This is a genomic window from Marinomonas maritima (assembly GCF_024435075.2).
GTDB lineage: Bacteria > Pseudomonadota > Gammaproteobacteria > Pseudomonadales > Marinomonadaceae > Marinomonas > Marinomonas maritima.
In genome coordinates this window covers 132,702-156,447 of record NZ_JAMZEG020000004.1, presented here as the reverse complement: position 1 = coordinate 156,447, position 23,746 = coordinate 132,702, and the positions used below count along the sequence as shown (strand labels likewise).

Sequence of the window (23,746 nt, the reverse complement as noted above, 5' to 3'; positions counted from 1 at the left end):
GTGTTATCTTGTGAAAAATTGGCGCGCAAGCCAAACTGAAAACCATACTCTATTGCTTACTATTTCAAGGATGAATGATGAAGCTAATGCCTACCTATTTTGTGGCTGTCTATTCGGCTCAAAAATGTCTATATTTCGACTCTACCGAGGCTGTCAGGTTTGCTGACTTTATGCCTGTAAACGACGATACGATCCCTGATTCTCATCAATTAAGGTCTATTCAGCAAACCTTGTCGCTTGAGAGTGTGCCCACTACGTCACGAATTATTGTCTTAGTACCAGATAGTTGGCTGTCCGTATCGCAACATAGAATCGATCATCCTATCTCTTCTTCTCTATTGCCCTTGGCGGCGTTGAGCTACGCTGTAGAAACGACATTTTCCCCGCCTGAAAATGTGATGTTTAGTTATGTGCAAGATACTTTACCAGCCAAACATACTCAACTTACCGTGTTCGCTTGTTCAAACGAGTGGGCACAGCAACTCCTTGAGCCTTTTCAGTTGCTCGCTAAATCGTGCTATATGATTCCGCAGGGGCAGTGGGTTGATAAGAAATCACGACCTTACTCTTGGCTTCTGTGCACTCAACGTGCGCTGTCGCTTTATCAACCAGATAAAGAAAAACGAAAAAAGGCCAAACGTCTTTGGGGTTATTTACTGCTGCTGAGTTTGTTGATTCATAGCCTTGCTTCTGTCTATTTTTGGACGTTACAGAAGCACTCAGAAAAGGCGCTTATAACGTATCAAAAAACACGCTCAGCCCAGTCTGATTGGATGATGGCTCAAGAAGAGGGCAATATATTTTTTGAGTCCGTACTGGGTCTGGTTCAGGCGTTGCCTATGTCGGCTCGACTTGGACAGTTAGAGGGTAGCGCGTCATTTGCATCTTTCAAAATGGTACTGCCTAAGCAAGAGCTTGATCTATTGTTGGGTCGTTGGAAAGAGCAGCGCCCAAGTTGGCGGTGGGAGATAGAACAGAGTCCCTATTACTCGTCGTTGACTATGAATCAAGAGGAGGTGGTAGGTGTCTCTATTTCCGTATTTGAAAATTAAGCTATCTTATCTTTCTACCATCAAGGGCTCGGTTGTGTTGCTTTTGGTGATGTTGCAGCTTGCCGCATGGTACCCTTTTTTATCCCAAATACAGGACGATATGAATCGCCACATTAGACAAAAAGATCGAGCAAATCACGAGTGGGAGCGGGTTAAGCAACAGGCAATAAAGCTGCATACGATTCGTTTTATTGATGAACCTTGGGCTCGACATCATGTCGTTGCTACTCAGACAAATATTCCGACAAAATGGTCATTAGAAGGCATCGCTTCGGTGGCGGAATGGCAGGGATTACTTGAAAAAATTGAAGTACAGTTCGCTGTAGGCTTACTCTCTGTCTATTGGCAAAGAGAGGATGATGGGCAATGGCTTGGACGATTTTTGTTTAATATTAATGTGCCTAAGGCAAATCGGGAATACCATAATTGGCTGCCATTCAAGTTGCGAGCTTATCGTTTTGAGAGAAAGGATTGGCACCTTCTGTCCACGGTGCGAACGGACGAAAGTGCATCGGCTTTAGTAACATACAAAAAGAGCCGTTATTGGGTTCGTAAAGGCAGTTGGTTGCCTGAGGCCGGATTATCTGTAAATGCGGTGTCTTTCGATCACGTTATCTTGGTCGCCAAGGATGGGTCGAAACAGTCATTGATTATTCGAGAAGCGGGTGGTCAGGATGATTAAATCTCTGGTTCACTGGTTTTTAGTATTGGCTTTTTTTGTACCTCGTTCTGTATGGGCGATGGACGTGTATTTTGAATCGCGTTCTTTGCAAGAAATATTGCCATGGTTGGCGTCTCAAATGAACGAAAGTGTCGTAATTAGCCCAGAAATAAACGACATATTAACACTATCAATAAAAGACGCCAGTTGGAAAGATGTGATGGAGGCGGTAGCAAAACAACCTCATCTTCGACTTGAATGGCAAGGGCGTGTCGCAATCCTAATGCCAGCGGTTCCTGCAGCGAAAGGCACAGAGAAGGCTTCAGCTTCTTGTCAGCGATTCTACTGGATGTTAAAACACACAAAAGCAGAAACCGTTGGTGCACACTTACAGACCTTATACCCCTCACTGTCCCTCATTGTTGATAATCGAACCAACTCCATTGTTGCTTATTCTTGTGAGCCATTCGAAGGGATTCAAGAAACCTTAGCGTGGTTAGATACGCCACTTAGGCAAATTGAAATCAGTGCTCAGATAGCGCAGGTTAGCCGTACCGCACAATCACAATTTGGCGTTAACTGGCATACCAAACTGTCAGATGGAATTCGTTCATCCATAGGCGGTGCTGTTGATTTAGGTGCGTTAACGCCGACCGCGAGCTTGAATTTTTCTAATTTGAGTGGTTCCGGTTTGTTGGCATTCACTTTGGATATGATGGAAAGTGAAGGCATGGCCAATGTTGTTTCTAAGCCAAAAATAGTGACCTCTGAAGGCCAGCCTGCTCGAATTGAATCGGGTACGGAAGTACCTTATCAAACGGTGAGCGATGACAAAGTCAGTGTTGAGTTTCGTCAGGCCTCGCTGTTGTTGGAAGTAACGCCATTTGTGAAAGACGGTGAGCACATTTTGCTGTCGCTTAATATTCATCAAGACTCGGTTGGCGATTTGGTGAATGGTATTCCTAGTCTAAATACGAATCGCTTAAAAACTCAGGTGGTGGTGAAAAATCAAGAAACGCTTGTTTTAGGTGGGATTTTTCGCGAAGAACGCTTTGAAACTGAGAGCCGAGTCCCTTTCTTTAGTGACATTCCCTTGTTGGGTGAGTTGTTTAAAAGACGTTCAGAACAGCAAGAAAAGGTTGAATTACTTGTATTTATTACGCCAAAGCTGCTACAAATGTCAGATAACTAGGCCGCAGTCTAAATCTGCTTAATTCCGACGTAATTGAATACAATGATAAAAGCCCCCAATATTATTTTAGTAGGCCCAATGGGCGCAGGAAAAACGACGATAGGCCGTTTGATTTCTCAATCAATGGGCAAAGAGTTCTATGATCTAGATAAAGTCATAGAAGACAATGCTGGTGCTGATATCCCTTGGATCTTTGAAAGAGAAGGAGAAGAGGGTTTTCGTAGACGTGAAACTCAAGCATTGTCAGCTATCGTACAATCGGATACAGGTGATTGTGTGTTCGCCACCGGTGGCGGTATCGTGATGCGAGAAGAAAATAGAGATATTCTTCGAGACAACGCATTAGTCGTTTATTTATATGCATCGGTTGCTCAGCAACTGTATCGCACGTCCAAAAGCAACCATCGCCCTCTGTTACAAACGGGCGATCCCAAAGCGATTTTGAAAAAGCTATTTGAAGTACGTGACCCTCTTTACAGAGAAGTGGCGACTTTAATCATAGAAACCGATGCTCGTCATCCTAGGTCTGTCGCCAATAGGGTGTTAGATGCGATTCGGCGTCATCTTAAAATGGAGATTACTGTATCCTAATGCGCACGTTAACCGTTGATCTTGGCGACCGCAGCTATCCTATTTTTATTGGTAGTGGTATTCGTCAGCAGAAAGCTCTTTTTGATGATGCTATTCATGGCAAGCAAGTCATGATAGTGACCAATGAAACCATCGCGCCTCTGTATCTTGATTCTATGATTGCCATGTTGTCTGTGGATTATCACGTGGATACGTGTGTGTTGCCCGATGGTGAAGTGTTCAAAACACTGGATACATACGGCATGATCATGACTGCGCTGTTGGAATCAAAACACAATCGCACGACAACCGTAATCGCCTTAGGCGGCGGAGTGGTTGGTGATATGGCGGGCTTTGCTGCTGCAACGTATCAACGAGGAGTGCCTTTTATTCAAGTTCCGACGACCTTGTTATCACAAGTGGATTCTTCTGTTGGCGGAAAAACGGGTGTTAATCACCCGCTTGGTAAAAATATGATCGGTGCGTTTTATCAGCCGCAAGCCGTTATTATTGATACCGAAACGCTATTGAGTCTGCCTCAGCGTGAGTTGTCTGCTGGCATGGCGGAAGTCATTAAATATGGCTTGATTTGTGATGTGCCGTTTTTTGATTGGCTAGAGCAAGAAATGCCGGAGTTGATGGCGTTAGACAATGACAAAATTAGCGACGCTATTTATCGATCTTGTTTGGCTAAAGCCAATGTGGTTTCCCAAGACGAGAGAGAAGGCGGTATTCGTGCTATCTTAAATTTAGGGCATACGTTTGGCCACGCGATTGAAACGGAAATGGGATACGGCAACTGGTTGCACGGCGAAGCCGTCGCTGCGGGCAGTGTATTGGCGATTGACCTTTCCTGGCGCATGGGGAATTTAACGGAACAAGATGTCAGTCGTTCTGTGGCACTTTTTCAAGCGGCCAAATTACCGGTATTGCCGCCTGAAAATATGACGGTTGATGGTTTTATCGAGCGTATGGCGTTGGATAAAAAAGTACTAGATGGCAGTTTACGTTTGGTTTTACTGGGCGCGCTGGGTCAGGCTATCGTGACATCGGACTTTCCGATGGAAGACTTCAATGCCTGCCTTTTGGACGCGCTTGAAGCGAGTAAGCAAGCGAATCTTACTTAATTATGTTGGTTACTTATTGTTGAAGGACGAAGTATGTCGAAGCCAGACTTTCAGTTTGACCTAGAGGATGCGCTCAATCAGCCCTCAAAAGCGACGCTGAGGGACCCTTTTGGCTCGAAAGACGCTTCTGTCTATTTCGCCTCTGAAGAAGGTAATCAACAGCTTGCTCTGCTTGAGCATTTAAGCCGTTATAGTAGCTTGCTCTCTGTGGTTCAAGGACCGCAAGGCAGTGGTAAAAGTCGTTTTTTGATGGAATTTGCTCGACATCAAGACGATACGACGGTCGTCAGTCACGTCAAAGGCACTATGCTAATGACAGCCGGTCAATTACTGCAAGCCATCTACGCAGGTTACGCCAGTCATTTTTCTCAACCTCCAAATGAAACGACATTCGGCCCTTTGCTGAAATTTTCTCATGACTTAGATGAGAAAGGGCAGGCGGCATTGATCTTGATCGATAATGCTCAAGAGTTAAACACCGATGCGGTGAGTATGTTGTTGGACATGATGTCCTTGGCAACCGACAATCAAACTGTCCCTCATGTTGTTCTATTCAGCGAATACCCTTTATCTCGCAATCTGGATGCTTATCAGCGCTCTCGCTATGAGCAGCTAAGCCATTCGTTTACCTTGGCACCTTATTCATTGGAGCAAACGCGAGCGTATTTATTGCATCGTGTTCGTGCTGTAGGCGGCGGGATCAATTTGCCGTTTAATGACAAGCAGGTAAAGCAGATCTACCAAGAGTCCGCTGGTTATCCTGGACGTATTAACCAAATGGCTCAGACCATGATGGGCAATGGCAATAAACCCGAAAAGTCGGGCATGCGCTTTAATCTTGCGATGGGATTTCCTTTGGCTCACATGGCATTACTGTCAGTGGTGATGCTAGGTATTTTAGTGGCGGTGTTATTCTCTGATAAACAGTCGGATAAGCCTTCGTCCTCCACAGGTTCAGCAGATAGAACCAGTAATGTGATTCCTTTGAGCTCACGACAAGGTCAGTCTTCTGCGGAGACCATTGCTCGAATCGATGCGATGCAACGTAAAATTGGGAAAGATGGTGATATTGTCTTACCGCCGATTCCTATGAGTACGTCATTGCCCGCTATTAGTAAGTCTAATGTGCCGTCTATGGTGGCGCCGACTATCTCTACAGCGCCTATTCGTTCTGAAGCGCCTTTGGCACAAGCGGCTCCTGTGGTCGACGAGCCTGTGACGCCGCCGAAAAATGAGCGGGCAAACTTGAAAGTTTCGCAAGACCCATTTGATAAGACAGAATGGTGGTTATCGCAAAACCCTAACCGTTACACGCTACAACTTTTAGGCACTTATAATAAACCAACCGTGCAGGATTTCATTCGTGATCAAGGTGGCGTCGATGCGTTTGGTTATTTCAAATCCAAACATAATGCCAAAGATTGGTTTGTGGTCGTTTACGGCACCTATCGTAATCGCAGTGAAGCCATAGCGGCCTCAGAGACTCTTCCCAAAGACATTCGAGACCTTAATCCTTGGGCACGCAGTGCTCGTGGCATTCAGGACGATATTAAAAAAGCTCAATGATGCCGAGTTTTCTATTGCTCTAGAACGTATAAAGCCTCACAAAAACGTCGTTTTGTGAGGCTTTTGTATAGAGAATCTTTAAATTAAGTAAAAATCACTGTAATTCTCTGAAAAACATGAATGAACAGTGGAATTTTCTGTTTGGAAAAACTCCAGCCATAGATAATTCTCTAAGTCCCTGTTATTTGCCGCTAAACCCCCTGTAAAAACCGCCAAAATAACATAAAGTCGCTTGGCATCAATTTGAGTAGTGTCCTTGGGCAGGGTAGTATGATCGTCCATTTTGGTGGTGTTTTGGGTAGATGATAGTCATTCTCGAAGCGAATTCTTTTACGAATTTGCTTTTTAGCCCAGCCACCTGATAGTCAAATTTTTTCTCTAATTATTATTTTATGTTTCAACTGTGGGAGTTGGTGTATGAATGCAGGCCTTTATCGTCCTGGCGAGTTCAAAGACAACTGTGGCTTTGGCTTAATTGCTCATATGGAAGGCAACACAAGTCATGAGCTGCTAAAAACTGCGATTCAATCTTTGACATGTATGACACACCGCGGTGGTATTGCCGCCGATGGAAAAACCGGTGACGGCTGTGGTCTTTTAATACAGAAACCTGATGCTTTTTTGCGTAACGAAGCCATTACTTTGTTTAGTCACACCTTGTCTGACCTGTACGGTATTGGCATGGTGTTTTTAGATCAGGATGAAGCGCTTGCGACGGAGCAGCGTGACGAATTAACTAGACAGCTTAAAGAACAAGACTTGAATGTTGTCGGCTGGCGAGAAGTGCCTACCGATGCGTCTTGTCTTGGTCGTATTGCTGAAGAATGTTTACCGCGCATTGAGCAAGTTTTTATCGACAGCAATCGTATGGATGCTCGTACTTTCTCGACGCGCTTGTTTGTTGCGCGTCGTCAGACCGAAATGGCGCTCGCGCAATACGAAAATTTCTACGTCTGTTCCTTGTCAGATAAAGTGCTGTCTTACAAAGGTCTGATGATGCCAGCGGATTTGCCATCTTTCTATAAAGATCTAGGCAATGAAAAACTGCAAACGGCGATTTGTGTGTTTCATCAACGTTTCTCTACTAATACGTTGCCAAAGTGGCCACTTGCCCAGCCATTCCGTATGTTGGCGCACAATGGTGAAATCAACACAATAGAAGGTAACCGCAACTGGGCTTTAGCCCGTGCGAACAAGCTGCGTTCGCCGTTGATTCCAGAACTTCAAGATCTTCAACCCTTGGTTAACTTAACTGGCTCCGATTCGTCCTCAATGGACAACATGTTGGAAGTGCTTGTGACGGGTGGTATGGATATTTTTCGTGCGGCGCGTTTGATCATTCCACCAGCGTGGCAAAACGTTGAAAACATGGACCCAGAGTTGCGTGCTTTTTACGAATACAATTCTATGCATATGGAACCATGGGATGGCCCAGCGGGTTTGGTCATGACAGACGGACGTCATGCGATTTGTATGCTGGATCGTAATGGTTTGCGTCCTTCTCGTTGGGTAGTAACAAAGAACGGTTTCATTACGCTTGCGTCTGAAATTGGTACTTACGATTACAAAGCAGAAGATGTCGTTGCGAAAGGTCGTGTGGGTCCTGGGCAAATGCTGGTGATCGATACACAAACTGGCAAGATGCTTCACTCTCAAGATATTGATAATCGTCTTAAGTCTCTTCATCCGTATAAAAAGTGGCTGAAGCAAGAAGCGATTCGAATTGAATCTTTGTTAGAGGAATCGACTCAAGAGTTTGTGCCGTTTACAAAAGATGAGATGTTGGTTTATCAGAAGATGTTCCAAGTGTCTTTTGAAGAACGTGAGCAAATTTTCCGCCCATTAGCAGAAAGCGGCCATGAAGCTGTCGGTTCTATGGGTGATGATACGCCAATGGCGGTTATGTCGAGCCAGACTCGTCCATTGACGGATTATTTTCGTCAGAAGTTTGCGCAAGTTACCAATCCGCCAATCGATCCATTGCGGGAATCGATCGTCATGTCTTTGGAAACGTGCATTGGTGTCGAGCGTAACTTGTTTGAAGAAACGCCAAAGCATGCTAATCGTATCATTATGTCTTCGCCAGTATTGTCACCACGTAAATACAGTCGTTTATTGGCGTTGAATGATCACCGCTTTCGGTTGGTGCGTCTGGATACCAATTACAACCCAGAAGAGATATCTCTTGAGCAAGCGGTTAAAAACTTGCAAGTGAAGGCCGAAGAAGAAGTTAAAAACGGTGCGGTTATTCTCGTACTGAGCGACCGTGATATTGCGAAAGGCCATTTGCCGATTCCTGCACCGATGTCAGTGGGCGCGGTTCACCACCATTTAACGAAGGTTGGTTTACGTTGCGATTCTAACATTATTGCTGACACCGGTTTCGCTCGTGATCCTCATCAGTTTGCTGTATTGCTAGGCTTTGGCGCGACAGCCGTTTATCCGTATCTGTCTTTCCGTTTGATCAATGACATGATCGATAAGGGCGAAGTACTGGGTGACCCGATTGCTTGTCATGCGAAATATCGTAAAGGCATTAACAAAGGCTTAATGAAGATCCTTTCAAAAATGGGGATCTCGACCATGGCGTCTTACCGTGGTGCGCAATTATTTGAAGCGATTGGTTTGGACACCGCCATTGTCGAGCTTTGTTTCAAAGGCGTTGCCAGCCGAATTAAAGGCGCGAAGTTTGAAGACTTCCAGCGTGAGCAAACAACCATTGCGGGCAATGCTTGGAAGCTGCGTAAACCGATCCAGCAGGGCGGCTATTTAAAATACGTCCATGATGCGGAATATCATGCGTTCAATCCTGACGTCGTGCGTAATCTGCAACTGGCCGTGGGCACGGGCAAGTTTGAAGACTTCACTAAATACACCGATTTGGTCAATCATCGTCCGGCATCTATGCTGCGCGATTTGTTCGCCTTGTCTGATAAAGCCAAAGCCATTTCTGTAGACGATGTAGAATCGATTGAAAGCATCCTTCCACGTTTTGACTCTGCGGGTATGTCATTAGGGGCTTTGTCTCCAGAAGCACATGAATCCTTGGCGCAAGCGATGAACGAACTAGGTTGTCGTTCAAACTCAGGTGAAGGCGGTGAAGACCCAGCTCGTCACGGAACGGAACGTCGCTCTAAGATCAAACAAATTGCTTCGGGTCGCTTTGGCGTCACACCGGAATACCTAGTTAATGCTGAAGTGCTACAGATAAAAGTAGCGCAAGGTGCGAAACCGGGTGAAGGTGGTCAGCTTCCAGGTGGTAAAGTAAATGACCTGATTGCACGCTTGCGTTATGCGGTACCGGGTGTGACCTTAATTTCACCACCACCGCATCACGATATTTATTCGATTGAAGATTTGGCTCAGCTGATTTTCGACTTGAAGCAAGTTAACCCAGAAGCGTTGGTATCTGTGAAGCTCGTGTCAGAACCGGGAGTGGGTACGATTGCAGCGGGTGTGGCAAAAGCCTACGCGGATTTGATCACTATTTCTGGTTACGACGGTGGTACTGCGGCGTCACCGATTACCTCGATTCGTCATGCGGGTTCACCGTGGGAATTGGGCTTGGCGGAGGCGCAGCAAGCACTTCGTTCTAACGATCTTCGAGGCAAAATTCGTCTGCAAACCGATGGCGGCCTAAAAACTGGCCTCGATGTGGTAAAAGCGGCCATTCTTGGTGCGGAAAGCTTTGGTTTTGGTACGACGCCGATGATTGCCATGGGGTGTAAGTTCCTACGCATTTGTCACCTCAACAACTGTGCAACCGGTGTGGCCACTCAGGATCAAGGTTTGCGAGATGATCACTTTATTGGCACGGTCGACATGATCAAGAATTTCTTCTTGTTTATGGCGCAAGATACGCGCCTATGGTTGGCGAAGTTGGGTGTTTCTCGTCTACAGGATTTAATTGGACGTACGGATTTATTAGCCTTGCTTCCCGGCGAAACGGAAAAGCAACGTAATTTGGATCTATCGCCAATTTTGAATAATGATTTGATCCCAGCGGATAAGCCTCAATATTGTGATTTGCCGTTTAATCCTCCCCATGACAAAGGCCTATTGGCGCTGAAAATGTGGGACACGATGAAAGACGTCATTGAAGAAAAAGAAGGTGGCGAGTTCGAGTTCGTTGTGACCAACTGTGATCGTTCTATTGGAGCACGTTTGTCTGGTGAAATTGCAAAACGTTACGGCAACCAAGGTATGTCTGACATGCCGATTACATTGAAATTAACCGGTACAGCGGGTCAAAGCTTTGGTGTATGGAATGCGGGCGGCTTGAACATGTACTTAGATGGCGACGCGAATGACTACGTAGGTAAAGGTATGACGGGCGGTAAGCTAGTCATACGTCCACCTCGCGGCTCATCTTTTAAGTCACAGATTTCAGCCATCATTGGCAACACTTGTTTGTACGGTGCGACAGGCGGCAAATTGTTTGCTGCTGGTACGGCTGGCGAACGATTCGCCGTGCGTAACTCTGGTACACATACCGTAATTGAAGGCGCTGGTGACCACTGCTGTGAATACATGACTGGCGGTATGGTAACGGTACTGGGTAATACTGGTTATAACTTTGGTGCGGGTATGACAGGCGGCTTTGCTTATGTGCTCGATTTAGACCGTACCTTCGTGGATAAATACAACCATGAGTTGGTGGAAATTCACCGCATTGGGACGGAATTAACGGAAGAATATCGCTCACACCTTCGCTCTGTGATCGAAGAATACGTCCGCGAAACCGACAGCGAATGGGGCCATGAAATCTTAGAAAACTTCTATGACTACATTGGCAAGTTCTGGCTAGTAAAACCAAAAGCAGCGAGTTTAGGCGCGCTCTTGGCAAATACTCGTCAACGTCCGGAATAAAACACGCTGTTATGACGCTTTGTTTGCAGTAAACAAAGCGTCGTGAACGAATCAGTCTGACCCATTTGAGAGAAGTGCCGCTTGTTTGCAAGCGGCCGAGGAGATAGCAGCTTATGTCTGAGCGCTTGAACAACGCATTTCAATTCGTCGAAGTGGACCGTAAGGATCCTAAGAAAAAGCCTTTAATTACTCGTAAGGCGCAATTCGTCGAAATTTATAAACCGTTTGAAGAGGCCGGTGCAAAAGATCAATCGCACCGCTGTCTAGAATGTGGCAACCCTTATTGTGAGTGGAAATGTCCTGTCCATAACTACATTCCAAACTGGCTGAGATTAGTCAGTGAAGGCAGTATTTTGGAAGCGGCTGAGTTGTGTCATCAAACCAACTCTTTGCCAGAAGTGTGTGGTCGTGTTTGCCCACAAGATCGTCTGTGTGAAGGCGCTTGTACACTGGGTGAAGGTGGTTTTGGTGCGGTCACTATTGGTTCTGTTGAAAAATACATTACGGATACGGCTTTTGCTTTAGGCTGGCGCCCTGATATGTCTAACGTTGTGCCGGTTAATAAAACCGTTGCTATTGTCGGTGCAGGTCCTGCAGGGCTAGCTTGCGCAGATGTCTTGGTGCGTAACGGTATTAAGCCTGTCGTATTTGATAAGTACCCAGAGATTGGTGGCTTGCTGACGTTTGGTATTCCAGAATTCAAGCTGGAAAAAAGTGTCATGACGCGCCGTCGTGAAATCTTTGAAGAAATGGGCGTTGAGTTTGTACTTGGAACGTCTGTTGGTGACGATGTGCCATTTGAACATGTATTAGAAGAGTACGATGCGGTTTTCTTAGGCATGGGTACCTACAAATACATGAAAGGCGGTTTTCCAGGTGAAGATCTACCGGGTGTTTACGATGCTTTAGATTATCTGGTCTCTAACGTGAATCACTGTTTAGACTTCGAAGAAGATGAAGCCGATTATATCAATCTAAAAGGCAAGCAAGTGGTCGTTTTAGGTGGTGGTGATACCGCGATGGACTGTAACCGTACTGCCATTCGTCAAGGTGCGAAAAGCGTGTCTTGTGCGTATCGTCGTGACCAAGAAAACATGCCAGGCTCTCGTAAAGAAGTGCAAAACGCCAAAGAAGAAGGCGTGCAGTTCCTCTTTAACCGTCAGCCAGTAGAAATAATTGGTGATGGTAAAGTCGAAGGCATTAAAGTGGTTGAAACACAAATGGGCGAACCGGATGAAAACGGTCGCCGTACGGCTGAAATTGTTGAAGGCAGTGAACAGATTATTCCTGCAGACACGGTGTTGATCGCGTTTGGTTTCCAAGCCAGTCCAGCGCCTTGGTTCGAAAAATTTGGTATCGAAGTTGATGCTCGTGGCCGTGTTATTGCACCTAAGAAAGGCAAGTACATGTTCCAAACCACCAATGAAAAAATCTTTGCTGGTGGCGATATGGTTCGAGGCTCTGACTTAGTGGTAACAGCGATTGATGAAGGCCGTAAAGCCGCAGAAGGCATCATGGATTTCTTAGACGTTTAAGCACACGTCTTTATGCCTTAAACAGAATGGAAAACGTCAGTTTGGATAGCTAAACTGACGTTTTTTTATGTATTTTCAATAGGGTTTTATACTGATGAAAGTAGATGAATTATTAATCCCGTCTATTAGTCATCCGAACTGGGCTCGCGGACGTATTAGGTAGAACACCCAATTCAAAGGATTATTATGTTTTCATTTCTTAAGTCTGACCCTCTCAAAAAACTCAATAAAGAATATGGTGAATTACTCGAAAAAGCTATGCAAGCGCAACGCGGTGGTGACATCAGACTCTATTCAGAATTGACTGAACAAGCCGAAGCGGTGAAAGTAAAAATAGACGCTGCGCAAAAGCCGACTGTTTGAGAACGGCTACGAAGTTTTTTCACCTTCAATAAAAGCGGTAATGTCTTCGGCGGGCATAGGGCGGGCGTACCAATAGCCTTGCCCTGAATTGACGCCTAAATCAGACAGGAGCTTGTATTGCCCGTTGCGCTCAATGCCTTCTGCTATTGTATTCAATTGAAGAGCCTCCGCCAGCTGCGTAATGGTTCGGATGATGGCGCAGGCTTTGTCGTCCGTATCGGATAAATTTATGAAAGATTGGTCTATCTTGATCTTGTCTAGCGGTAAGTTCTGTAGGTAAGACAAAGAAGAAAATCCCGTCCCAAAGTCATCCAACGCGATTTTGACGCCGATCTCTTTTAACCCCATAAGGAAGTTAAACGCAGGCGTTTTGTCTGTCATTAGCACAGATTCAGTAATTTCAATTTCCAAACGTTCTGGTGGCAACTGAGTACGCTGCAAGACCGCTTTCACCTCCGACAAAAAGTCACTTCGCTCTATTTGAATCGCAGAGACATTCACTGCCACATATGTGTCAGAAGGCCATTTAGTCGCTTCCAAACAAGCTTGCTCTAACACCCAAGAACCGAGCGGTAGAATCAAGCCACTTTCTTCGGCAATGGGAATGAAATCGAGAGGCGGTATCATGCCTCGCTTAGGGTGCTTCCATCGTACTAGTGCTTCAAAGCCAATGAGCTTTTCAGTATTTAAGTCGAGTTGGGGTTGGTAGTGCAAAACAAATTCATTATTGAAAATGGACTGTCTCATTTCGCCTAATATCTGGCCTTTATGGTTGGCGGCTTCTTCCATCGTGGGATCAAAAAAACGAACCGTATCGCGACCGGCTTCTTTGGCGGCGTAAAGTGCGAGATCGCTGGCTCTTAAAAGCGAATCAATGTGAGTGATGGCTTGGCTGGTAAACGCGATACCCATGCTGGCGTGTATTTCAATGAGGTTTTCACCGTACTGCCATGGTTGAGAAATGGCTTTTTGGAGCTGGCTGCTTAACATGGCTATGTCAGTGTATTGAGCAGGATGCGGCACAATGATGGCGAATTCATCACCGCCCAATCTGGCAAGAATGGCTTTGTCTGGCGTATTGTCATGCAGTCTTTTGCTGGCTTCTATCAGCAATGCATCGCCAGCGGCATGGCCAAAAGAATCATTAATCAATTTGAAGTTATCCAAATCCAATAACAACAATGCACAAGACTCGCCTGTTTCGTATGTTTTTGGGAACAACGCCGCGAGCTGTTCATTAAAAAAGAGGCGATTCCCGATCTGCGTTAACGTATCGGTATTCGCTTGTTTTATCATTTCTCGTTCACGTAAAACACTGTTAGTAATATCGGAAGCAACACCACGCCAGCCATTAAATTTTTGAGCTTTATCCATGAGTTTTTTGGCAGAAAAGGACCACCATCGAGTCTCACAATCAAGATTGACTGGCACGACAACGTTACTAAAATTGCTGCTGGATGCCAGTGCTTCAGAAAGTGTTTTCAGTTGGTCGAGGGCGTGTTTCTCGTCTTTTGCGAGCAAGTTTTCGATGATGTCAATGTAAGGGGATGCTAGCAGCTTTTCCACATCGGATTGCGCTGCTTCAATCAGCTTTTGAGACAAGTGGCGTAAATGGCCTTTTTTATTGGTTTCCCATAACCAGTCGGTGGCTTTCTCTTCAAAGTCATGGAGCAACAAACTGACCGTTTGATGTTGGTTTTCAATTTCTGTTTCGGCAATTAAGGCTTTTAAATACTGTCGCGAAAAAATAATGATGGCGGAACATAAAAATGCGCAATAGAAAGCTACTAACGCCGCCAATAAAAAATAAGTATCACCAAATAAATAGGTCAGGCCGAATATTAGCCCGGCACTCATACTTATCGTCCAAACCAAACCGACTAATGGAATACTGGCAAAAAGCCATCCGCCGCTAGACAGAAACGCCGATACAATGGCAAAGAGAAAAATGCGTTCATGATCGGAAAAGAGGCTGAATAAATGGATGGTAATGATGGCGTAAAATATGCCAGCAAGGCCAATGCTAAAGGCCAACATGTAGACCGTGAATTTGGTGGCATGATGAACGCTAGGGCGAGCAATATACAGCCACCAAACTATTAATTCGGATAAGGCGATGAGGGCCAGTATGCTTGTCCATATGACTAATAGTCCATTATTGCCTTGGTTCCAGGCAAAATACCACCCGCAAAATGCCGCAAAAAACGTGGCAAGGCTGACGAGCGGCAATAATCGAGCGATCGTACAGAATTGATGATAGCGATAACTGTCGGCGTGTTCGCTAGGAATCGTCACCTGTCGAAAAAAAGCAGAAAATGCCTGAGACAAGCACTTTATAGGATGGTCATTTGTAGGCTGGGATGACACGCTGACTCCTTATACTTCCATGCAGTATATGCTTACTTATATCATCTGAGATAAGTTCAATTATTAGCATTATAGCGCTCAATAGGGTTGAAAAGCGTACGATATTTGTTGGTTTATGTGAGTGTTTATTTACAGACTTCGGGAGGTTCGCTCAGCATAAAGTGGGATTATCATGCTGAGCGAACTAAAGATGAGTGTTCTTTGGTGAGCGTTGGCGCTTTAACTCGCTGTATTTTGAGCCCGAATCAGCGCCAAGCTTTCTTCCGCGAAACCGGTACCGGCTTCAGTGTAAAAGTTGAAGACATTGTCTATGCCTGAGGCAAGCAAGATGTCTCTTTCATCTTGGTAGCGGGCGATGGCGGCGATTTGACCTGTGTAATTGGCTTTACGCAGTTGTATGGCGACATTGGTGGTGTCTTCAGCCGCAGGTAAAGCCAGCAAAACCAAGTTGATGCTCGACGTGTCTAATCGTTCCCATAAGTCTGCGTCTTCCCCGTCACCGTAAAAGACGCTTTCTTGAGCGGTTTGCATTTGGTTGATACGGTTCCTATCGGCGTCCATACCTGCGACTGTTTCCCCTACTAGGCCTTTTAAAGACTCGAACGCTCCACGTCCGACTCGCCCTAATCCAACGACCAATACATCGGTATTTGTGGGTTGAACGAAAATATCCTCTGACAAGCAATCTGTGCTTTCAAAACGACGAATGACTTCTTTGTTTCTGCGATACAAACGGTGAACGTTGCGGTATAGCACACTAGTGATCACGAAGGAGAAAGACACGGCCAACGCCAGCACCACTAGCCATTCTTTTTCTAGCCAACCATTTGCGACACTAAGCGCCACAACAATGAGGCCAAACTCGCTGTAGTTGGAAAGAATCATCGATGATAAAAAAGAGGTTCTGCCGCGCAGTTTTAGTTTGGTTAACAACGCAAAGAAGAGTGCGAATTTTACCAAAATCACTAGGGTAAGTATGAGGCTCATACCAATCATGCTTAAAGTGGGCAAAGCGGTAAAACCAATAGATAAGAAGAAGCCGATTAGAAACAAGTCTTTGAAATTCATCAGGGATTTGTTCATTTCTGCCGCTTTGGAATGAGAGGCGAGCAATATGCCAAAAATTAACGCGCCCAAGTCACCTTTTACACCCACCAAATAAAACAGTTCATAGCCGCCTAATGCGAGGAAAAGCCCTGTTAACGGTAACATTTCTCCGTGGCCTGCCTTATCGACAATCTTGTTGATGATTGGACGAATGAACAACAGACCGAATAAACCTAAAGCCCAAAGAGACGGAATTTTCCCTGTGGCAGCGACAAGAAATACGACCGCCACAATATCCTGCATCACCAAAATACCTAATGATAACTGCCCGTGGCGGGTTTTTAGTTCGCTACTCTCTTCAAGTAATTTCATCACACAAACGGTACTGGAGAAGCTCAATGCGAAACCAAGCAGGGCCGCTGTTTTAAAATCCAATAGGCCAAAATACGGCAGACTCAGCGTACCAAGTAATAGTGCAATGCCAGCAAAAATGATGGTACTCATTCCCATATGACCTAGCGTAGAGGCCCATACTTCGCGTTTGAGTAAATCTTTTACATGCAGTTTTAATCCTATGCTAAACAGCATTAAGGTAATGCCAATATTAGCGAGAGAATCTAGCGTTTTACTCGGCTCTAAACCTACATAATTTAGTAAAAAACCTGCTAATAAAAAGCCGATCAATGGCGGTAGATTTATCATTTTGACAGCGAGTCCGCAGGCAAATGCGAATAAAATCCAAATAAATTCCATGTAATCCTTCTCAGTAAATAGGGTTGATATAGGGGGAAGATAATCATACGGAATTTTCGCATGTCGCGCAGTACGCAATGCTGCTATTTAGTATTCTTGTTGGCATCGTATTCTTCCAGAACAAATTAGAAGAGGCGAGTATACTAAGTGTTTATTTTTCTAATAGGTAAGAAAAAGGATGTCACTTTTAAGTTTACAGTGGGCTGCAGAAAAGCAGATAAAGCGGTTACCCGAAAAAGAGTTTATTGCGCTGTTTGCTTTGATGATGTCGTTGACGGCGTTGAGTATGGATTCTATGTTGCCGGCATTCCCAAATATCGCAACGTCTTTGGGCATCGAGGATTATCAAAAAACACAATGGATCGTGTCGGCGATGATCTTTGGCATGATGTTCGGCGAGATAATTTTCGGGCCTTTGTCGGACGCAATCGGTCGGAAAAAATGCATTCTGTTCGGTATTGGTATTTATATTGGCGGTTCGGTTATTGCGTTGTCTGCGTCGTCGATTGAAGTGTTTTTACTCGGTCGTGTGATTCAAGGTTTTGGCGTGTCGGGGCCAAAAATTGCGTCACGGGCGTTGGTTCGAGATCTTTATAAAGGCGCGGCTATGGCGCGCATTATGTCGTTTGTGATGATGGTGTTTATTTTGGTACCGCTGCTGGCGCCGTCGATCGGTCAATTAGTGATGCAGGTTGCGGATTGGCGTTGGATTTTTGCCTTGTTGGTTTTTCAAGCGTCGGTGGCGGGTGGGTGGCTGTTGCTACGTCAGCCCGAAACCTTGACGAAAGAGAATCGTATTCCGCTCAATCGAAAACGCCTCATTGTCGACGTGCGCATTATTTTGAGTCGTCGCGATGTGATGGCGTTTACGGTGTTGTTGGGCTGTATTTTTGGCGGTTTGATGCTGCACATTAGTACGGCACAATCGATATTTCAGGATGTGTATCAAACAGGTGATCGTTTTCCGTTATATTTTGCATTACTGGCGATTGGATCGTCTGTGATTAATTTCTCAAACGGTAAAATTGTCCAGCGTGTTGGCATGTTACGCTGTGTGATTGCGGCGTTAAGCGTGTTGTTGGCAGCGTCTTTTGTGTTGTTGATGTCTACATTGTATTTTGATGGTGTGCCGCCTTTCGTGCTCTTCATGGGCTTGGGCATGATTATGTTTTCTTGCTTCGGCATGGTGTTCGGTAATGTGAATGCCATGGCGATGGAGCCATTGGGAAAAATGGCGGGTCTTGGGACGTCGGTGATTTCGTCGCTATCGAGCTTTCTAGCGATTCTATTTTCGACAATAGTGGGCCAGTTTTATCATTTCACCGTGACGCCATTGGCAAGCGGTTTTGTGATTTTCTCCATCATGGCTTTAGTGATGCTTAGATATGGGCACAAGTACAGTCAGCGTTACGTAGAAGAATAAGACTTTTCATCGCATAGTTTGTTTGGTGGGGCGAGTGTCATCATGTTGTCAGTAAAGTAGGTTAGAATATGCGTTCAGTTTTTTAGTATGAGCGCTTCTATGACCTCCCAAACCTCTTCTCCAGCCTCGTTAGGCAAACAACTTTTTTCGATGACGTGGCCTATGATGTTTGGGATCTTGTCGTTAATGAGCTTTCAGCTTGTCGACAGTGCTTTCATTGGTCAATTAGGCATCTTGCCTTTGGCGGCGCAGGGTTTCACTTTGCCGATTCAGATGGTTGTGATTGGCCTGCAAGTGGGGCTTGGCATTGCAACGACGGCGATTATTTCTCGCGCTTTGGGTGCTGGTAATACGCGTTATGCTAAGCAGCTTGGCGGTTTGGTGATGACCATGGGCAGCGTGGGCATTGCGTTTTTCTGTGTGCTGATTTGGTTTTTGCGCCATCCTATTTTGGCATTATTGAGTGCGCCAGATTCCGTGTTTCCTGTTATCGATTCTTACTGGCCGCATTGGTTATTGAGTGCGTGGGTTGGCGCGTTAATTTATTTTTACTACAGCATCTGCCGCTCCCACGGGAACACGCTGTTGCCCGGCATCATGATGATTGTTACCAGCGTGTTGAACTTGATATTGGACCCTATTTTTATTTTCACCCTTGATCTTGGTTTGAATGGTGCCGCTATGGCCACCACGGTAGCATTCAGCATTGGAGTGCTGATTGTTGCGCCGCTGGTTGCGCGCAAACATTGGATAACCTTTGATCGGAAAGATTTGGATGTGGCTAAAAGCTTGGCATCCATTGGTCATATCATGGGACCTGCGATGGTCAGTCAGTTGTTACCGCCTGTGTCTTCTATGTTGGCGACGAAACTGATAGCAGGGTTTGGAACGGCGGCAGTGGCGTCTTGGGCGCTGGGTTCACGATTTGAATTTTTCTCTATTGTTGCCGTGTTGGCGCTGACTATGTCTATGCCGCCAATGATTGGACGCTTGTTAGGCGAGAAGAAAATCGACGACATTCGCGTTGTTGTGTCGATCTCTTGTCGCTTTATTCTCATCTTCCAGTTACTTGTCGCGCTGGCGACTTTTTTTGCATCTGGTGCGTTGGCGCGTTTGATGACCAGTGAAGCCGCCGTGTCGGACATTCTTAATTGGCATTTGACTTTGGTGCCGATTAGCCTTGGCGCGTTGGGCATTTGCATGTTGATGGTGTCGGTATCAAATGCCTTGGGCAAGTCTTATACGGCATTGAGCATTTCTGCGTTGCGCCTGTTTGCCTTTTTCTTGCCTTGCTTGTGGATTGGATCAGAAATCGCAGGCTTAAAAGGCATTTTCGTAGGTGTGTTAATCGGTAATGTACTGGCTGGGTTGTGCGCGTGGCGGATGTACTTGCGTGCTTTGGCGAAGGTTGAAATGTCGATTCAAACTGAAAAGGGCGAATAGCCACGTCTGGTAAGATCAGAGCACTAAAATTTGGCTCAATTTAATCCGCTTCAATCGACAAGTTGAAAAGAATCCCCTATGAGTGGCGTAACCTCTGATAGGGGATTTTTTGTGGATAATGTTTATCTAAAATTGGTCTAGTGCGTGTTTTACCGCCTCTTTCCAGTTTTGTTTAAGATCCGGTAAGTCCTTGATCTCAGTTGAACTATCAAGCCAATCCAATGCGTCTTCAATTGAAGGGAATATTCCTCCTGGAATACCAAAAACCGCTGTCACATCCATTTTCTTCATTCGTGGATATTGATCGGGAGGCACAACAATCATCATGCTTTTCACGAGCGTGCGAAACTTGCTGTCGGCCCCTTTTGACATCCATTCCAGTGTCGCTTTACCGACGCCAGACGCTTGTTCAAGAGAGGCTTTATCGACATAGAATCGAATAACATGAAAGGGTTCGTTTCTTTCAAACCATGCGTTCCAACCTTCTAAAGAAGCCATATGCTGTTCGAATGTCAGCTTTTCTTGTGCGATGGTAAGCGCCAATGGCCAGTGTTTATTGTCGTGTATTAAATAGCCCATTTCGGTTTCCGTCACAGCATTAAAGTTGATACTGAATGCCAACTAAGAAGGTTCTCGGTTGGAGCAGTACTGCTGAATCTGCAGAGGCAGACCCCGCGTCTGAGCGCTGAAACACGACGGCGTCTTCATCGAACAAATTATCAATGCTAGCAAACCATTCAGCGTTACCTATTTTGTAAGACGCTTTTGCGTTTGTCACAATATACGCGTCATTTTCAGATTCAGGCTGGTTGGCCAAGTACGTAAAATAGCTGTCGGTGTAACGGACGTTTAAACTGGCTTGCCAAGCGTCTCTGTGCCAATCCAAATTGAGGCTCGATGTGACGGTCGGAGAGGTAACAAGATCATTGCCTTCTAGGCTCGTGTCATCGGAGAACTTCGCGACGTTAGTGTTTAACAGGGCGACGGTGCCTGATAATGTGAGTTGATCCGAAACGAGTACGGTTAAGCCTTGTTCTAGGCCCCAAGTATTTACTTTGTCCGCATTGACAATAGAGTACGCGCCATCGTTACCCCAATCGCCGGTCGTACTGTAGGCAAGTTGAAGGTTTTTATAGCGAGAATGGAAAAGGTTTTGCGTACTGCTCACGCGTCCTTCTAAGAAGGTTTGTCGTCCATAAACTTCATAAGTCCACGACATTTCTTCTTCGTATTCGTAGTCATTGACAGCAAATGTACTGCTATCTAGTGTCCAGCCAGCGCCACCAGCGTTATAGCCTTTGGATATTTGTGCACCCCAACTGATGTTGTCTGATTGGTGCCAGTTGATGCCCACTTTAGGTAATAATTCTGAATAGCTTTTGTCGTGGTTAAAATCATCCGCTGTTACGCCACCACTGTAAGCGCCACCATTACGTTTTCTGGATTCGTGCTCATAACGTAATCCCATTGACAGAGCGACATCATCTGTCAGCGAAAGAGAACCTTCAGTGTAAGCGCTTAACGTGTCCGTTTCGTCTTCATAATGCAGATCGCCAACGCTAAAAAGTTCTGAAAATTGCTCTTCGCGTGCACGATAATAATAAAGTCCAGCTACGGCATTCCATTTGTCATCATCGTAGTAAATTTGAGGTTCTAATACGTATTCACGGGTATCAATCGTCGTGTTCGTGCTGTTCACTACAGTAGTGCGGGTAAAGTCTACGTCGGTTGTGGATGCGTTTAATTTAAACTGAAATGCGGAGTTAAGGTCTTGAGAGTAATCCACGGAAGCCGTGTTGGTCACTGGGTTGTGTTGAGGTTGTTTTACCGCGTTGGACACCTTGTTTTTATAGGGTTCTGAGATCACTTCGTTAGCTGGGCCAGAATAATCAGAATGCGATAAGCCTATGAGTAATCTCGCGTTGTTTTCTGAATCAGGTTCAACAAGAAGCTTCCCTCTAATATTCACGCTTTCATAAAGGCCTGGATCGCCTACGCCGTCATAAGACTTGTATTCAACCGAAGATTTTTTTTCCGTCCAATCGGCTGCAAGACGAAATGCCACTGAATCTTTTGTGATAGGTCTGTTTACCACTGCTGAAAGTTGCTGAGTATGATGGTTGCCTGTCGCAGCTCGTAAAATGGTTTCGTCTTCGAATACTGGCTCATTCGTTTTGATATTTACGGTCCCTGCCATGGCGTTTCGACCCACCAGCGTGCTTTGTGGGCCACGCAATACTTCAACGGTATTTACATCAAATAAACTAATGTCGCTATAGGCCACTTCATTAAAAGACATTGGTCTATTGTCTACTTCGTAGCTTAGTCTAGATCGACCTCCAGCAAAAAGCGCAATGGCATTTTGAGCGGCACCAGTGCCGTCTATCCCTCGAACTGTCGGTGCGGTACCTGTGGCATCCATAACCGATACATTGGATGTTGTTTCTAAAATGTGTCTGACGGTGGTTATGCCAGCTCGGCTTTTAATGGTGTCTTCATCAAATATTTCGGCGCTTTCGGCACTTTCTTGTACCGACTGATCAAGTAACCCAGCAGTCACAATAACGGTATCCAGAAGAAATGTTTTATCGGATACCGCGTCTTGACTTTCTGCAGCTTTTGTCATTTCGGCAACCAGTACGAGCGGCACAAATAGTGTTGAGAGTATCGTATTTTTGAGCATTAATTGAGTTCCCAATATTAATGATAATAGTTATCATTAATATTATTACGATAACAGCCTCTAAACTACTCCAGAAGCGTCTAGAACACTCCAATAGCGGGACTAATATTTCAATTACATTGACATGAAAATACTAATGCTTATCATTTTTATTATTTACATGCTGTGGATTGAATATGACGAAATATCGATTATTGTTTTTAAGTTGTCTGATGGCTTTGAATGGCTCCGCCATAATGGCAATACCTCCAGAGCGAATTGCGGTGGCGGGTGGTTCTATAACCGAAATTATTTATCGTCTTGGTGAGCAAGATCGTATTGTTGGTGTGGACTCCACTAGTATTTTCCCAGAAGAAGCCAAAGGTTTTCCAAGCTTGGGTTATGTTCGAAATATTGCTGTTGAAGGTGTGCTTTCTTTAACCCCAGACTTACTGTTAGGCGAGGAAGATACCGGCCCTATTAAAGCCCTTAAGCAAATAGCCTCGGTCGGGGTAAAAACTGACATAATAGAAAAAGATAACACTCTCTTGGCCTTGCAAGAAAAAATAATGCGTGTCGCATCCTTGTTGGGTGTTGAAGATAAGGGAACCTTACTTTTAGAAGACATTCAAATCGATCTTGATGCACTTTCTTACGCCAAACAACACCTTCCAGATTCGGCGAAAACATCACCGCCTAAAGTCTTGTTTTTTCTTACATTAGAAAACGGTTCGCCTATTGCTTCTGGCACGGGCACCCCCGCTCATACCGTTGTTGAAGAGGCTGGCGCAATCAACCTATTGGCGGATTATGAGGGGTGGATAAAACTTTCCCCAGAGTCTGCATTGGCATTAGACCCCGATGTCATTATTGTCATGAATCGACGTCAAGATGTGTTTAAACAAATAGAAGACCTGCCTCACTTCAAATATATGAAAGCCGTGAAGAATAAAGCGGTTTATATCATTGATGGCATTTATCTCCTTGGTTTTGGTCCCCGTACACCGCAAGCGATTGTTGAATTAGGCACCATGATCCATAAAGATTTTCCTTTGCCAGTAGGCTATGAGCTTCGCTATCCGCGTGATGACTTACCTTCTATGGCAGAGCTCTAAG

General features: G+C 45.2%; 16 protein-coding genes. 12 read left to right on the top strand and 4 right to left on the bottom strand.

Going from position 1 to position 23,746, the window contains the following annotated elements:
- The first annotated feature begins 74 nt into the window (after nt 1-74).
- The 9 genes from M3I01_RS15885 to M3I01_RS15845 all read left to right on the top strand — a co-directional run bounded on the left by M3I01_RS15885 (nt 75) and on the right by M3I01_RS15845 (nt 12,935).
- The gene (locus M3I01_RS15885) at nt 75-1,052 is read left to right on the top strand and encodes a hypothetical protein (protein WP_275565185.1); all 978 of its coding nucleotides are present in this window, start codon (nt 75-77) and stop codon (nt 1,050-1,052) included.
- Nucleotides 1,024-1,734 (top strand): hypothetical protein, encoded by a 711-nt coding sequence (locus M3I01_RS15880; protein ID WP_255896902.1) that lies wholly within the window; start codon nt 1,024-1,026, stop codon nt 1,732-1,734. Before M3I01_RS15885 ends, M3I01_RS15880 begins: the two co-directional genes overlap by 29 nt.
- Nucleotides 1,727-2,905 (top strand): type II and III secretion system protein, encoded by a 1,179-nt coding sequence (locus tag M3I01_RS15875; RefSeq protein WP_255896901.1) that lies wholly within the window; start codon nt 1,727-1,729, stop codon nt 2,903-2,905. Before M3I01_RS15880 ends, M3I01_RS15875 begins: the two co-directional genes overlap by 8 nt.
- 42 nt (nt 2,906-2,947) lie before the next feature.
- Nucleotides 2,948-3,496 carry a shikimate kinase gene (locus M3I01_RS15870; protein WP_255896900.1) on the top strand — a complete coding sequence of 183 codons (549 nt, stop codon included), beginning with the start codon at nt 2,948-2,950 and terminating at the stop codon, nt 3,494-3,496.
- Nucleotides 3,496-4,602: a 3-dehydroquinate synthase gene (aroB, locus tag M3I01_RS15865; protein WP_255896898.1), complete on the top strand. Its 1,107-nt coding sequence runs from the start codon at nt 3,496-3,498 to the stop codon at nt 4,600-4,602. The genes M3I01_RS15870 and aroB overlap by 1 nt, the downstream gene beginning before the upstream one ends.
- 33 nt (nt 4,603-4,635) lie before the next feature.
- Nucleotides 4,636-6,168 carry an SPOR domain-containing protein gene (locus M3I01_RS15860; protein ID WP_275565184.1) on the top strand — a complete coding sequence of 511 codons (1,533 nt, stop codon included), beginning with the start codon at nt 4,636-4,638 and terminating at the stop codon, nt 6,166-6,168.
- Nucleotides 6,169-6,585: 417 nt separating this feature from the next.
- Nucleotides 6,586-11,037 (top strand): glutamate synthase large subunit, encoded by a 4,452-nt coding sequence (gene gltB, locus M3I01_RS15855; RefSeq protein WP_255896896.1) that lies wholly within the window; start codon nt 6,586-6,588, stop codon nt 11,035-11,037.
- 113 nt (nt 11,038-11,150) lie between these two features.
- On the top strand, nt 11,151-12,572 hold the full coding sequence (locus M3I01_RS15850; protein WP_255896895.1) for an FAD-dependent oxidoreductase: 1,422 nt from the start codon (nt 11,151-11,153) through the stop codon (nt 12,570-12,572).
- A gap of 186 nt (nt 12,573-12,758) precedes the next feature.
- Nucleotides 12,759-12,935: a DUF6435 family protein gene (locus M3I01_RS15845; protein ID WP_255896894.1), complete on the top strand. Its 177-nt coding sequence runs from the start codon at nt 12,759-12,761 to the stop codon at nt 12,933-12,935.
- Nucleotides 12,936-12,941: 6 nt separating this feature from the next.
- On the opposite strand, the gene M3I01_RS15840 is transcribed toward M3I01_RS15845, so the two are convergent.
- Together M3I01_RS15840 and M3I01_RS15835 are read right to left on the bottom strand one after the other, a co-directional pair.
- Nucleotides 12,942-15,302, bottom strand: a complete 2,361-nt coding sequence (locus M3I01_RS15840; protein WP_255896893.1) for an EAL domain-containing protein — start codon at nt 15,300-15,302, stop codon at nt 12,942-12,944.
- Nucleotides 15,303-15,521: 219 nt separating this feature from the next.
- Nucleotides 15,522-17,102 (bottom strand): cation:proton antiporter family protein, encoded by a 1,581-nt coding sequence (locus M3I01_RS15835; RefSeq protein ID WP_255896892.1) that lies wholly within the window; start codon nt 17,100-17,102, stop codon nt 15,522-15,524.
- 178 nt (nt 17,103-17,280) lie between these two features.
- Between M3I01_RS15835 and M3I01_RS15830 the strand changes: the two genes are divergently transcribed.
- Entirely contained in the window at nt 17,281-18,525 is a 1,245-nt protein-coding gene (locus M3I01_RS15830; RefSeq protein ID WP_255896890.1) for a multidrug effflux MFS transporter, read from the top strand.
- A 99-nt stretch (nt 18,526-18,624) separates the two neighbouring features.
- Nucleotides 18,625-19,968 (top strand): MATE family efflux transporter, encoded by a 1,344-nt coding sequence (locus M3I01_RS15825; protein ID WP_255896889.1) that lies wholly within the window; start codon nt 18,625-18,627, stop codon nt 19,966-19,968.
- A 126-nt stretch (nt 19,969-20,094) separates the two neighbouring features.
- Here the strand turns inward: M3I01_RS15825 and M3I01_RS15820 are convergent, their stop codons facing one another.
- Both M3I01_RS15820 and M3I01_RS15815 read right to left on the bottom strand, forming a co-directional pair.
- Nucleotides 20,095-20,547 (bottom strand): hypothetical protein, encoded by a 453-nt coding sequence (locus M3I01_RS15820; RefSeq protein WP_255896887.1) that lies wholly within the window; start codon nt 20,545-20,547, stop codon nt 20,095-20,097.
- Nucleotides 20,548-20,566: 19 nt separating this feature from the next.
- Entirely contained in the window at nt 20,567-22,651 is a 2,085-nt protein-coding gene (locus tag M3I01_RS15815) for a TonB-dependent receptor (protein ID WP_255896886.1), read from the bottom strand.
- A 176-nt stretch (nt 22,652-22,827) separates the two neighbouring features.
- Here M3I01_RS15815 and M3I01_RS15810 point away from each other — a divergent pair, with 176 nt between their 5' ends.
- Complete coding sequence (locus M3I01_RS15810; protein WP_255896885.1) at nt 22,828-23,745, top strand: heme/hemin ABC transporter substrate-binding protein; 918 nt, start codon at nt 22,828-22,830, stop codon at nt 23,743-23,745.
- Nucleotide 23,746 lies beyond the last annotated feature (1 nt).